9 protein-coding genes are annotated in these 13099 nt (G+C 67.5%); 6 read left to right on the top strand and 3 right to left on the bottom strand.

All coding sequences use genetic code 11. From position 1 onward, the window contains the following. The first annotated feature begins 66 nt into the window (after positions 1 to 66). Complete coding sequence (locus tag NWE53_RS25725; protein WP_265052131.1) at positions 67 to 429, top strand: winged helix-turn-helix transcriptional regulator; 363 nt, start codon at positions 67 to 69, stop codon at positions 427 to 429. Between the two features lie 4 nt (positions 430 to 433). Here the strand turns inward: NWE53_RS25725 and NWE53_RS25730 are convergent, their stop codons facing one another. The 3 genes from NWE53_RS25730 to NWE53_RS25740 all read right to left on the bottom strand — a co-directional run bounded on the left by NWE53_RS25730 (position 434) and on the right by NWE53_RS25740 (position 7307). Further along, positions 434 to 1312 carry a transglutaminase family protein gene (locus tag NWE53_RS25730; protein WP_265052132.1) on the bottom strand — a complete coding sequence of 293 codons (879 nt, stop codon included), beginning with the start codon at positions 1310 to 1312 and terminating at the stop codon, positions 434 to 436. Next, a complete protein-coding gene (locus NWE53_RS25735; RefSeq protein WP_265052133.1) occupies positions 1309 to 3834 on the bottom strand; it encodes a circularly permuted type 2 ATP-grasp protein in 2526 nt (841 codons plus the stop codon). The genes NWE53_RS25730 and NWE53_RS25735 overlap by 4 nt, the downstream gene beginning before the upstream one ends. Before the next feature lie 86 nt (positions 3835 to 3920). Then, positions 3921 to 7307: a transglutaminase family protein gene (locus NWE53_RS25740; RefSeq protein ID WP_265052134.1), complete on the bottom strand. Its 3387-nt coding sequence runs from the start codon at positions 7305 to 7307 to the stop codon at positions 3921 to 3923. Between the two features lie 245 nt (positions 7308 to 7552). On the opposite strand from NWE53_RS25740, the gene NWE53_RS25745 reads away from it, so the two are divergent. From NWE53_RS25745 to NWE53_RS25765, 5 genes are all read left to right on the top strand, one after another. Further along, positions 7553 to 9145: an ABC transporter substrate-binding protein gene (locus NWE53_RS25745; protein WP_265052135.1), complete on the top strand. Its 1593-nt coding sequence runs from the start codon at positions 7553 to 7555 to the stop codon at positions 9143 to 9145. 140 nt (positions 9146 to 9285) lie between these two features. Then, entirely contained in the window at positions 9286 to 10350 is a 1065-nt protein-coding gene (locus tag NWE53_RS25750) for an ABC transporter permease (RefSeq protein WP_265052136.1), read from the top strand. A gap of 10 nt (positions 10351 to 10360) precedes the next feature. Beyond that, positions 10361 to 11269 carry a nickel transporter permease gene (gene nikC, locus NWE53_RS25755; protein ID WP_265052137.1) on the top strand — a complete coding sequence of 303 codons (909 nt, stop codon included), beginning with the start codon at positions 10361 to 10363 and terminating at the stop codon, positions 11267 to 11269. Positions 11270 to 11273: 4 nt separating this feature from the next. Beyond that, positions 11274 to 12146 carry an ABC transporter ATP-binding protein gene (locus tag NWE53_RS25760; RefSeq protein ID WP_442864908.1) on the top strand — a complete coding sequence of 291 codons (873 nt, stop codon included), beginning with the start codon at positions 11274 to 11276 and terminating at the stop codon, positions 12144 to 12146. A 172-nt stretch (positions 12147 to 12318) separates the two neighbouring features. Continuing rightward, on the top strand, positions 12319 to 13074 hold the full coding sequence (locus tag NWE53_RS25765; protein WP_265052138.1) for an ABC transporter ATP-binding protein: 756 nt from the start codon (positions 12319 to 12321) through the stop codon (positions 13072 to 13074). The last annotated feature ends 25 nt before the right edge of the window (positions 13075 to 13099 follow it).

The raw sequence follows: 13099 nt of genomic DNA on the forward strand, positions 1-13099 counted from the left end.
GCGCATAACCATCGACGGGCGCAAGAACGCACAATTTCAGCCTATAGTGTCGAAAAGGATACCGTCATGCCGCCCCGTTTCCAGGAGCCTTATCGCTCCGCCGGCTGCCCGGTCGAGGCGGCGCTCGGCCTGATTGGCGGCAAATGGAAGGGCATCGCGCTCTATCACCTGATGGGCGGAACACTTCGCTTCAACGAGATACGGCGGCGCATTCCCGGCGTGACACAGCGCATGCTGACGACGCAATTGCGCGAGCTCGAAGCGGACGGGCTGATCGTACGGGTCGTCTATCCCGAGGTGCCGCCGCGCGTCGAATACAGCCTTTTCGCCAAAGGGCGCACGCTAGAGCCGGTCATCATGGGGTTGAAGATCTGGGGCGAGGCTCATGCCCGGACGCCGCAGGCGGCCTCGGCGGACAAGGCCGCCTGAGCGCTCAGCCGACCGGGATCACATCCACTGCGATGCCGATCTTCTGCGAACCGGGGCCGATCACGACGCCGTCGAGCGGAGCCACATCGGCATAGTCCCGGCCGATGGCGGTGACGATATGGTCGTCCGCGACGATCAGGTCGTTGGTCGGGTCGAGTCCGATCCAGCCGGTTTCCGGGCCGCACCAGAGCATCACCCAGGCATGGCTGGCATCGGAGCCTTCCAGCCGCTTTTCCCCGGGCGGCGGGATGGTGCGGATATAGCCGCTGACATAGGCGGCAGGCAGGCCCAGACCCCGCAGGCCGCCGATCATGATATGGGCGAAGTCCTGGCAGACGCCGTGCCGCTGGGCGAAGGCCTCGGCGATGGGCGTGGTGACCTCGGTCGCCTCCGGATCATAGGTGAAGTCGCGCCGGATCCGCGCCATCAGCTCGCAGGCGGCTTCGAGCACCGGCCGCTTTCCGCCGAAGCTTTCATCGGCATAGGCGATCACCGCCTGAACCTGGGGTACGAGCCGGCTCGGATAAAGATGATGGGCCGGCGAAACCGGAGCGAGGCTGCTAGACGCCAGCGCCAGCCTGGCGACCTCTTCCCAGCCGCGCGTCAGGCCGGCATGCGGTGGTGTCGGCCGCTGAACCTCGATCCGGGCACGCATCTCCACCTTCAATTCCCGGTGGGGCTTGGTGATGGTGACAGCCGTCATCCGGTTGCCGAAGAAGCAGATGCCGTCGTTGCGCTCCGCCGGCCTGGGCGAGATCGAGAGCTCGGCCTTGCGCACGATCTGGCCGCCGCCGTCATGCGGCAGCAGCCGCATGATGCAGCGAGCGAAGGGCACCTGCCGGCTGTAGCCATAGGTGGTGACGTGGCGGAGATCGTAGATCACGCGATGCCCGTCATCCGCGAGCCCTCGGGCCCGCTGTTCTGCAGGAAATAGCGGTCGGCGATGGCGCTGGAGAGACCCATCAGCAGTTGCTCGAACAGCAGGATGCTGGTCCGGTCGAGGCGCCCCGCCTCGGTGGTGCGGCAATCGGCGGCGAGGCGCAGCACCAGCCGGCGCGGCGCTTCCAGCATGCCGTCATCGGCGAGCGTCGGCAGGTCGGCGATCTCGGCGTCGAGCCGCTCGACCTGGAACGCGACAGAGCGCGGATTATAGGGGTCGAGCATCACCAGATCGAGCACCGGCTGCAGGCTGGCGCCGAGCAGGTAGCGCGAGCGGTAGGTGATCTGCGAATCCGTCAGGTCGAGCAGGGCGTCGAGGCTGTCGCCCGACGCATGGCTGTCGGCGAACTGCCGGGCGAAGCGGCAGGTCGCGACGCCGCGCTCCAGACGCCGGCCGATGTCGAGGAAGCGCCAGCCGGGACCGCGCACCATGTTCTCCTGGCTGAGGCCGGAGAAGGCGGCGAGCGTCTTCAGCGCCCGATCGGCGATCTCGTAGGTCTCGCCTTCGCTCGGCTTGCGCCCTTCCTCGGGAAGGAGCTGGCGCTGCAGATCGCCGAACAGCCGCCAGGCATCGACCGAGAGCCGTTCCCGGATCACCGAGGCCGTGCGCCTCGCCTCGCGCACCGAGGCTGCGGCGGAACCATAGTCGTCGAGGCTGTAGAGCGCCGCATAGGCCTGGGCGGCCGGATTCCTCTGGCCCTGTCCGCCGGCTGCCGCGCCCCAGGCGACGAGCATGCTCCCGAGCTGCCGCACCGTATCGTTGCGCCCGGGCGCCGGGTCCGCGTCGATCAGCCTGCCGAGCAGCGCGCGCACCAGGCGCAGGACCGCTTCGCCGCGCTCCAGATAGCGCCCGAGCCAGAACAGATTGTCGGCGGCGCGGCTCGGCAGCGTGCCGGTGAAGCGGCGGATGCTGATGCGATCGGGCGTCGGCAGCAGGCTGATCTGCGCGACGGGCTCCTCCGAGGTGATCCAGACATCGCTGGAACGCACGCCGTTGCGCATGCTGACGGCGCGCGCATCGGGCTCGTCGGAGATGCGGCAGAAGCCGCCAGGCATCACCTTCCAGCCTTCCGGCGTCGCGGCGGCGAAGACGCGCAGCGTCATCGGGTGGGGTTCGAGCCGGCCGTTCTGGAAGACCGGCATGGTCGAGAGCCGCACCACCTCCTGCCCGACATAGTCCATGCCGCGCTCCTCGATGCGCTGGCGCAGCGCGTCGCGCTCGGCCGCCGCCAGATCGCCGGCCAGGATCGGGGCCGTGTCGAACCCGCCGCCGGCGCTGCGGAAGGCGGGCGCGACGCTCATTTCACCGAGCCGGTCGAGCACGGCCTGCCGCTCCTGCGGCTGGCCGCACCACCAGGTCGCGACATTCGGCAGGATCAGCTCCTCGCCGGTGAGCTGCTCGGCGATGGCCGGCATGAACCCCATCAGGGCGCGGGCCTCGACGACGCCGGAACCGAGCCCGTTGGCGACATGGACATGGCCCTGCCTGACAGCCTCGACGAGCCCGGCCACGCCGAGCGCCGAGCGGGCATTGAGTTCGAGTGGATCGGCGAAATCGCCGTCGATCCGCCGCCAGATCACGTCGGCCCGCTTCAGCCCCGCGATGGTGCGCACATGCACGCGCCCCTCGCGCATCAGCAGGTCGCCGCCCTCGACCAGCAGGAAACCGAGATAGCGCGCGAGATAGGCCTGCTCGAAATAGCTTTCGTTGAGCGGGCCGGGTGTGAGCAGGCAGATGCGCGGCTCGACCCGCTTCGAGCGCGCGACGAGCCCGGCCCGTAAACCCTGGAAGAAGGCCGCCAGCCGTTCGATGTTCATGCTGCGGAACATGTCAGGGAAGGCGCGGGCAAGCGCCAGCCGGTTCTCCAGCGCATAGCCGGCGCCCGAAGGCGCCTGCGTCCGGTCCTGCAGCACCCACCAGCGCCCGTCGGGGCCGCGTCCAAGATCGGCGGCGTAAATCTGAAGCGCGCCGCCCCCCGGCGCACCGTGGAGCGGGCGTAGGTAGTCGGGGCTGCCGGTGACGATGGCGGCAGGCAACAGGCCGTTCGCGATCAGCTCGCCCGGTCCGTAGATGTCGTCGAGCAGCGTCGACAGCAGTTGCGCGCGCTGCGTCACGCCCGCCGCGATCACCTGCCATTCCGCTTCGGGGATGACGAGCGGCACATGCGAAAGCGGCCATGAGCGCTCGCCGGAGCCCGGGTCGTTCGCGTCGATGTCGCCGTGGACGCGGTAGGAGACGCCGGTGTCGCGGACATGCCGGTCCGCCAGCCCGAAACGCTGCGAGAGCTCGGCCGGCGTCAGCGCGCACCATTCCGCCAGGAACGGCTCCCAATGCGGGCGAACGGTGCCGGCTGCATCGACGAACTCGTCAAAGGCGCCGGGGAAGGGGCGATAGCCGGCGAGCAGCGCGGCGCGCCGCTCGGCTCTGCTGCGTCCCCCCGACCGGGTGCGGCTCTGCACAGCCATCCGCTTGGTCTAACCCCCGCTAGCGCGCTTTCCGTCCGGCAGGAAACCGCCGAACGATAAAGCTCGCGCCAATGAAAAAGCCTGCTCTAGCGCCTCAGATCCAGCGTGAGCGGGAATTCGGCGCTGCTTTCCTCCGACGGAATCGCCAGAGCGCCGGGACTATGACCGATCGCCTCGAACCGTGCGAGCCGTCTCGCCTCCGCTTCGTAGGAATTCACAGGCGGTGTCTCGTAATTGCGACCGCCCGGATGGGCGACATGATAGACGCAGCCACCCAGCGAGCGGCCCACCCAGCTGTCGACGATGTCGAAGGTCAGCGGCGCGTGCACGGGGATCGTCGGATGCAGGCCCGAGGCCGGCTGCCAGGCCTTGAAGCGCACGGCCGCGATCGCTTCGCCCGACGAGCCGGTCTCGGTCATCGGCAGGCGCCGCCCGTTGCAGGTGATCAGATGGCGGCCGAGCACGAAGCCCTTTGCCTTGACCTGAAGGCGTTCCACCGAGCTATCGACATAGCGCACCGTGCCGCCGATCGCGCCCTCCTCGCCCATGACGTGCCAGGGCTCGAGCGCCTGCCGGATCTCGATCTCGACCCCGCCATGCGCGACCTTGCCGAAGAAGGGGAAGCGGAATTCGGCCTGTGCCTCGAACCAAACCGGATCGAAGGCGTAGCCGGCGCGCTTGAGATCGGCGAGCACATCCTGGAAATCCCGCCAGACCATCTCGGGCAGCATGAAGCGGTCGTGCAGGGCCGTGCCCCAGCGCACCAGCTTGCCCTCCTGCGGCTCGCGCCAGAACCAGGCGACCAGCGCCCGCAGCAGCAATTGCTGGGCGAGCGACATGCGCGAATCCGGCGGCATCTCGAAGCCGCGGAACTCGATCAGCCCGAGCCGCCCCGTCGGCCCGTCCGGCGAATAGAGCTTGTCGATGCAGATCTCGGTGCGGTGCGTGTTGCCGGAGACGTCGACGAGAAGATTGCGGAAGAGCCGGTCGACCAGCCAGAGCGGGATCGGCGTCTCGCCCGCCTTCGGAACCTGCGCCATCGCGAGCTCCAGCTCGTAGAGCTGGTCCTGCCGGGCCTCGTCGATGCGCGGAGCCTGGCTGGTCGGGCCGATGAACAGGCCCGAGAACAGATAGGACAGCGAGGGGTGCCGGTTCCAGTAGAGCACGATGCTCTTCAGGAGGTCCGGCCGGCGCAGGAAGGGCGAATCGGCAGGCGTCACGCCGCCGAGCACGACATGGTTGCCGCCGCCGGTGCCGGTATGGCGCCCGTCGACCATGAACTTCTCGGCGCAGAGCCGCGAAAGCCGCGCCTCCTCATAGACGCCCTGCGTGATCGCGACGGCGTCGCGCCAGTCCGTCGCCGGGTGGATGTTGACCTCGATCACGCCGGGGTCGGGCGTGACCTTGATGACATTGAGGCGCGGGTCGAAGGGCGGGGCATAGCCCTCGATATGGACGGGCTGGCCCAATTCCTCGGCAACCGCCTCCACCGAGGCGACGAGATCGAGATAATCCTCCAACTGCTCGACCGGCGGCAGGAAGACGCACACCACATTGTCGCGGATCTCGAGGCTGAGCGCGGTACGGACATGCTCGCCGCCGATCTCCTGCTCGCGCCGATCCTGCGCGGAGCCGTTTGCGGTCTCGACGGCGCGCACCATCTGCGGATGCGGGGCGAAGCTCGTCGGCGCGGCCGGCGCCGGCGGGCTTCCGGCGCCCGCGGCGGGTGCAGGCCCGGATGATCCCGCCGGGGCGAGGGGCTGCCGCGGCTCCATTGGGTCCTGCGGATGGATATGCGGATACTCGGCCTTGGGCACCACCGGAAGCGAGCCGAGCGGCAGCCGGTAGCCGACGGGGGAATCGCCCGGCACGAGGAACAGCTTGCCGCGGCGCAGCCGCCACTTCTCGGAGCGCCAGCGCCGGTCGCTCGCCGCCGCCTGCCAGCGCTGCACCGGGATGACATAGCCACGCGGATTGCCGAGGCCGAGCTGGAAGACCTGCGCCATCCGCGCCCGCTCCTCCGGATCGGCCAGGCGCGGATCGAGCGGGTCGACATTGTCCGGGAGCTGCGCCTCCTTCAGCAACCAGTGGCCGGTGTCCTCATAGGCCGGCAGCACATAGTCGGCGCCGAGGCCGAGCTTGTCCGATAGGCCCTTGGCCAAGGCCTCGGCGTCATGCGTGGTGGCTTTGGTCTCGAGTTCGCGATCGCCGCCCGTCTGTGCGCCCGGCTCGCGGGCGATGAGATCGGCATTGCGCCAGATCGGCTCACCATCGCGGCGCCAGTACAGGGCGAAGGCCCAGCGCGGCAGGCTCTCGCCCGGATACCACTTGCCCTGGCCGTAATGCAGCATGCCGCCCGGCGCGAAGCGCTGGCGCAGGCGCCGGATCAGCGTGTCCGCCCGCTGGCGCTTGGTCGGTCCGACGGCGTCGATGTTCCACTCTTCGCCGGTCTGGTCGTCGATCGAGACGAAGGTCGGTTCGCCGCCCATGGTGAGGCGGACATCCTGCGCCTGAAGATCGGCCTCGACCCGCTCGCCGAGCCGGTCGAGCTCGGTCCAGGATTCGTCCGAGAAGGGCAGGGTGATGCGCGGCACCTCGTGCACGCGCTCGACGCTCATGTGGAAGTCGAAGGTGGTCTCGGCATAGCTCGCCACGCCGCTGACAGGCGCGGCGCCGCGATAATGCGCGGTGGCCGCCAGCGGCAGATGGCCTTCGCCGGTGAGAAGCCCGGATGTCGGATCGAGCCCGACCCAGCCGGCACCGGGAATATAAACCTCCGCCCAGGCATGCAGGTCGGTGAAGTCCTTGTCTGTTCCGCGCGGCCCTTCCAGCGGATCGATGTCGGCCTTCATCTGGATCAGGTAGCCGGAGACGAAACGGGTGGCGAGGCCGAGATTCCTGAGCGCCTGCACCAGCAGCCAGCTCGTATCGCGGCAGGAGCCGGAGCGGATCGACAGCGTGTGCTCCGGTTCCTGCACGCCCGGCTCCATGCGGATGCCATAGGCGATCAGGCGCTGCAGCCGCGCATTGAGATCAACGACGAAGTTGACCGTGTTGACGGGCTCCGTCGGCAGTTCGGCCAGGAAAGCTTCGAGCAGCGGACCGACCGGCTCCGTGACGAGATAGGGGGCAAGCTCCTCGCGCAGTTCCTGCGTGTAGGTGAAGGGGAAGGTCTCGGCGTCGGTTTCGACGAAGAAATCGAACGGGTTGATGATCGACAGCTCGGTGACGACGTCGACCTCGATGCGGAACTCGTTGACCGGCTCGGGAAAGACGAAGCGCGCCAGCCAGTTGCCCGCGGGGTCCTGCTGCCAGTTCACGAAATGCTGCGCGGGCGACACCTTCAGCGAATAGCTCTGGATCGCGGCGCGGCAATGCGGCGCCGGCCGCAGGCGGATGATCTGCGGCCCCAGCGTGACCGGCCGGTCGTAGCGGTAATGCGTAACGTGGTTCAGCGCGGCGATGATGGCCAAGGCTCGGCTCTCCTGGACGCTGGCAAGGGCGGAAACCGCCGACGAAGACAGGTTAGCGAGCCGGCAGACGCGCGCAAAGCGCCGTTATGGAGATGGGGTCGGCGGCGCGGGCAGTACCTGCCCAAGAGATGTGCACAATGGCGTGCGCATGATCCGCCGATGGCTGGACAGTCGCGGCGGAGTGGTCCCAGATAGCGCGCAATGGGCTGTTTGGCAGCCCGCAGATACGAACAACGGGGAATTCGATGCGTCACGTAGCCAAGTTGATGGCCGTTTCGGCCTTTACCGCGCTGATGACGACGACGGCGGCCTTCGCGCAGACGCCGAAGGACACGGTCGTCATGGCCAAGCAGATCGACGACATCATCACGTTGGACCCGGCCGAGGCCTTCGAGTTCTCCGGCGTCGAGGTTGGTGCCAACGCCTATGACAAGCTCATCGGCGTCGATATCGCCAACAACAACGCGCTCGTCCCGGAACTGGCCGAGAGCTGGACCGTCACCCCCGACAACCTGACCTACACCTTCAAGCTGCGCAAAGGCGTCAAGTTTCACTCCGGGAACCCGCTGACCGCCGCCGATGTCGTCTATTCCTTCCAGCGCGCCGTAACCTTGAACAAGTCGCCAGGCTTCATCCTGCGCCAGTTCGGTTTCGTTGCCGAAAACGTGCTCGACAAGGTCAAGGCGCTCGACGAGAACACCGTCCAGATCACCGTCTCCAAGCCTTTCGCTCCGACCTTCTTCTACAACTGCCTGACCTCGGGCGTCGCCTCGATCGTCGATACCAAGCTGGTCAAGGCCAACGAGAAGGACGGCGACTGGGGCAATGGCTGGCTGAAGCTCAATTCGGCCGGCTCCGGCGCCTACAAGGTCCGCAGTTACCGGCCGAACGAGCAATACACGCTCGACGCCAATGAGAGCTGGTACAAGGGCGCGCCGAAGAGCAAGCGCGTCGTCGTCCGCCATGTCGCCGAGCCCGCATCGCAGCGCCTGCTGCTGGAGAAGGGTGACATCGACATTGCCCGCAACCTCTCCAAGGACCAGCTCGCGGCGGTCAAGAGCAATGACGCCATCAAGATCGTCCAGGGCGACAAGGGCTACATCCTCTATCTCGGCCTTAACCAGAAGAACCCGAACCTCGCCAAGCCCGAGGTGCGCGAGGCGCTGAAGCTGCTGGTCGATTACGGCTCGATCGAGAAGAACATCGTCGAGGGCACCTATAAGGGCCACGAATCCTTCCTGCCGCAGGGCTTCCTCGGGGCGATCTCGGACAAGCCGTACAAGCTCGACGTCGCCAAGGCGAAGGAACTCCTGGCCAAGGCCGGTCTCGCCAACGGCTTCACCGTCACCATGGATACCCGCTCCGTGGCGCCGATCACCGACATCGCCCAAGCGATCCAGGCGACCTGGGCCCAGGCTGGCGTCAAGCTCGAGATCATCCCGGGCGACGGCAAGCAGACCCTGACCAAGTACCGCGCGCGCACCCATGACATCTATATCGGCCAGTGGGGTCCGGACTATCTCGACCCGCACACCAATGCCGAGACCTTCGCCATCAACGAGGACAACGGCGAGGAGGCGAAGTCGAAGACGCTGGCCTGGCGCAATGCCTGGGACATCCCGGACATGACCAAGGTCACGCAGGGCGCGGTGCTGGAATCCGACGCCGCCAAGCGCACGACCACCTATGAGGCGCTGCAGCGCGACCACCAGAAGGTCTCGCCCTTCGTCATCATGTTCCAGCAGATCGAGGTCTCGGCCGAGCGCAAGAACGTGAACGGCTGGGTCATCGGACCGAGCTCGGACACCAACTTCTACGCGACCATCGTCAAGAACTGAGTCCTGTCAGGGGTGGGAGACCCGCTGCGGCGCCAAAGCCGCGGCGGGCGCCTTCGCCATGCCCTGTCCCGGCCCGCTCCTGCTTCGCGCCCCGTCGCTGCCCGAAGCGCCCTGGCAACCACAAGAAACGGAGGCGGGTCATGACGGCCGTGACGCAAACTCCCGTCCGCAAATCATCGGCCGCCGGCGCGCTGCGCCGTTGGGCTCGTGTGCTCTCCCGCGAGCTGACGACCGTGGCCATCACCATGTTCGGCCTGCTGCTCGTCACCTTCTTCATCGCCCGCGTCATCCCGATCGACCCGGTGCTCGCCGTCGTCGGCGACAATGCCCGCCCCGAGACCTATGAGGCGGCACGCATCGATCTCGGCCTCGACAAGCCGCTCTGGCAGCAATTCGCCATCTATATCGGCAAGGTCTTCACCGGGAACCTCGGCACCTCCGTGCTGACCTCGAATCCGGTCACCGAGGACATCAGGCGCGTCTTCCCGGCGACGCTGGAGCTCGCCACGCTGGGGACGGTGATCGGCGTGCTGATCGGCGTGCCGCTCGGCATCCTCGCGGCGGTCAATCAGGGGCGCTGGCAGGATCAGGTGGCCCGCGTCGTCGGCCTCGTCGGCTATTCCGTGCCGGTCTTCTGGATCGGCCTGATGGCGCTCCTGCTGTTCTACGCCAAGCTCGGCTGGGTCGCGGGGCCCGGCCGCATCTCCGTGGTCTGGCAGGACATCGTCACCACCCGCACCGGCGTGATCCTCATCGACGCGGCACTGGAAGGCGAATGGGAAGCCTTCTGGGATGCCTTCTCGCATCTGATCTTGCCGGCGCTCGTCCTCGGCCTGCTCTCCGTCGCCTATATCAGCCGCATGACCCGCAGCTTCATGATCAGCGAGCTGCAGCAGCAATATGTCGTCGCCGCCCGCGTGAAGGGCGTCTCCGAAACGGCGGTGATCTGGCGCCACGCCCTGCGCAACGCCGCCGTGCCGCTCTTCACCGTGATCGCGCTGTCCTACATGCACCTGCTCGAAGGCTCGGTGCTGACCGAGACGATCTTCGCTTGGCCGGGGCTCGGCCGCTATCTCACCAACGCCCTGCTCAATGCCGACATGAACGCGGTGCTCGGCGGCACGCTGGTGGTCGGCGTCGTCTTCATCGCGGTCAATCTGCTGACCGACATCATCGGCCGGCTGGCCGATCCGCGCGTGCGCTGAGGAGGCGGATATGAGCGACACCTCCCCCTCCGCCGGCTTGCATGCCTGGCTTATCAGCGATTCACCGGAGTCGCGCCGACAGGCCCGGCTCGGCCAGCTCTATCGGCAATGGCTCGCCTTCCGGCGCAACCCGATGGCGGTGGCAGGCCTCGCCATCATCGTCCTGTTGCTGCTGGTCGCCGCCTTCGCGCCGCTGATCGCGCCTTTCGACCCGCTCGCCCAGGCACTCGACAAGCGGCTGCTGCCGCCCTCCATGACCAACTGGTTCGGCACCGACGCGCTCGGGCGCGACATCTTCAGCCGTATCGTCTACGGCACGCGTATCACGCTGGTCATCGTGCTGCTGGTCGTCGTCACGGTCGGGCCCTTCGGCCTGCTGATCGGCGCCGTTTCCGGCTATTTCGGCGGCTGGGTCGACCGGCTGCTGATGCGCATCACCGACGTCTTCCTGGCCTTCCCGCGTCTCGTGCTGGCGCTGGCCTTCGTCGCGGCGCTCGGGCCGGGCATCGTCAACGCCATCATCGCCATCGCGATCACGACCTGGCCGCCCTACGCCCGCGTCGCCCGCGCCGAGACCATGGTGATCCGCAACCAGGATTACATCGAGGCGATGCGCCTGCAGGGCGCCTCACGCGCCCGCATCATCTGGAAGCATGTCGTGCCGATGTGCATGCCCTCGCTGATCGTGCGCACCACTTTTGACATGGCCGGCATCATCCTCACCGCCGCGGGCCTCGGCTTCCTCGGCCTCGGCGCGCAGCCGCCCATGCCGGAATGGGGCGCGATGATCTCGGCCGGGCGCGAGCAGATCTTCGACCAGTGGTGGGTCGCGACCTTCCCCGGCCTCGCCATCTGCGTCGTCGCGCTCGGCTTCAACCTGCTCGGCGATGGCTTGCGCGACGTCATGGATGCCAGGTGAAGCCATGACGCGCGAGGCCATGACGAGCGAACAGCCGCTTCTCGAAGTCGACAATCTCAAGGTCGATTTCCACACCGCGACCGGCATCGTCCATGCCGTGCGCGGGCTCTCTTTCACGCTCGGGCGCGAGCGCCTCGGCATCGTCGGCGAGTCCGGTTCCGGCAAGTCGATGACCGGCCGGGCCATCCTCGACCTGATCCCGCAGCCCGGCGTCGTCAGCGCCGACGCCATGAGCTTCCGCGGCCAGGACCTGATGACGATGGACAAGGGCGCACGGCGCAAGCTGCGTGGCCGGCACATCTCCATGGTCATGCAGGACCCGAAATTCTCGCTGAACCCGGTCCAGACTGTCGGCAGCCAGATCGCCGAGGCCTATCGCATCCACCGCAAGGCCGGCGGCCGCGAGGCGCGCGAGCGCAGCCTCGCCATGCTGGAGCAGGTGCAGATCCGCGAGCCCGCGCGCGTCTACGACCTCTACCCGCACGAGGTTTCAGGCGGCATGGGCCAGCGCGTCATGATCGCGATGATGCTGATCGCCGAGCCCGAGATCCTGATCGCCGACGAGCCGACCTCGGCGCTCGACGTCACCGTCCAGCTCCAGATCCTCAAGATCCTCGACGATCTCGTGACCGAGCGCGGCATGGGGCTGATCTTCATCAGCCACGACCTGCATCTGGTGCAATCCTTCTGCGACCGCGTCATCGTCATGTATGGCGGCAAGGTCATGGAGACGCTGCCGGCGGTCGAGCTCGCCGACCCTTCCGCGCGCAGCCGGCGCCATCCCTACACGCTCGGCCTGCTCGAATGCCTGCCGGATCTCGACGATCCCCGCGCAAAGCTCGCCACCCTCAACCGCGACCCGGCCTGGCTGGCGTGACGAACATCCAACACCGTCATTCCGGGGCTTCGCGTAGCGAAGAGCCCGGAATCCATAACCGCTTTGGCGGCCGGACAAGGCTCGACCGTCGCGCCATCCCTTCCAACGCCAGTGTTCATGGATTCCGGGCTCGCCGCTGCGCAGCGCCCCGGAATGACGAAGAGGTCGCGGGATGACCACGCAACCCGCGATCTCCGTCGACAAGCTCAACGTCTCCTTCGGCGATTCCCATGTCGTGAAGGATCTCTCCTTCACCGTGAACCATGGCGAGAGCTACGGCCTCGTCGGCGAGTCCGGCTCCGGCAAGTCGACCGTGCTGCGCGTGCTCTCCGGCCTCAACCGCGACTGGGGCGGCGCGGTCGCGATCGAAGGCGCGGCGCAGCCCAAGGTCCGGGACAAGGCCTTCTACCGCCATGTCCAGATGGTCTTTCAGGACCCCTATGGCTCGCTCCATCCCAAGAAGACCGTGGACGACACCCTGGCCGAGCCGCTCGCCATCCACGGTGTCCGCGATGCCGAGGCGCGCATCGGCAAGGCGCTCTCCGATGTCGGCCTTCCCGCTTCCTTCCGCTTCCGCTATCCGCACCAGCTCTCGGGCGGCCAGCGCCAGCGCGTCGCCATCGCTCGTGCCCTCGTGCTCGAACCGTCGATCCTGCTGCTCGACGAGCCGACCTCGGCGCTCGACGTCTCGATCCAGGCCGAGGTGCTGAACCTGCTCGCGGCGCTCAGGCAGGAGCGCAAGCTGACCTATATCCTCGTCAGCCATGATCTCGCGGTCGTCGGCCATATGTGCGAGCGGCTGCTGGTCATGCAGTTCGGCCGCGCCGTCGAGGAGATGACCGTCGAGACGCTGGCCGCGCGCCAGCCTCAGACGGCCTATGCGCAGCAGCTTCTGGCGGCGAGCGCGGGGTTCAGCCGCGCAGGCTGAACGGGACGCGCAACGGCCGAGCGCC

Origin of the sequence: Bosea sp. NBC_00550, from assembly GCF_026020075.1 — a bacterium.
Lineage (GTDB): Bacteria > Pseudomonadota > Alphaproteobacteria > Rhizobiales > Beijerinckiaceae > Allobosea.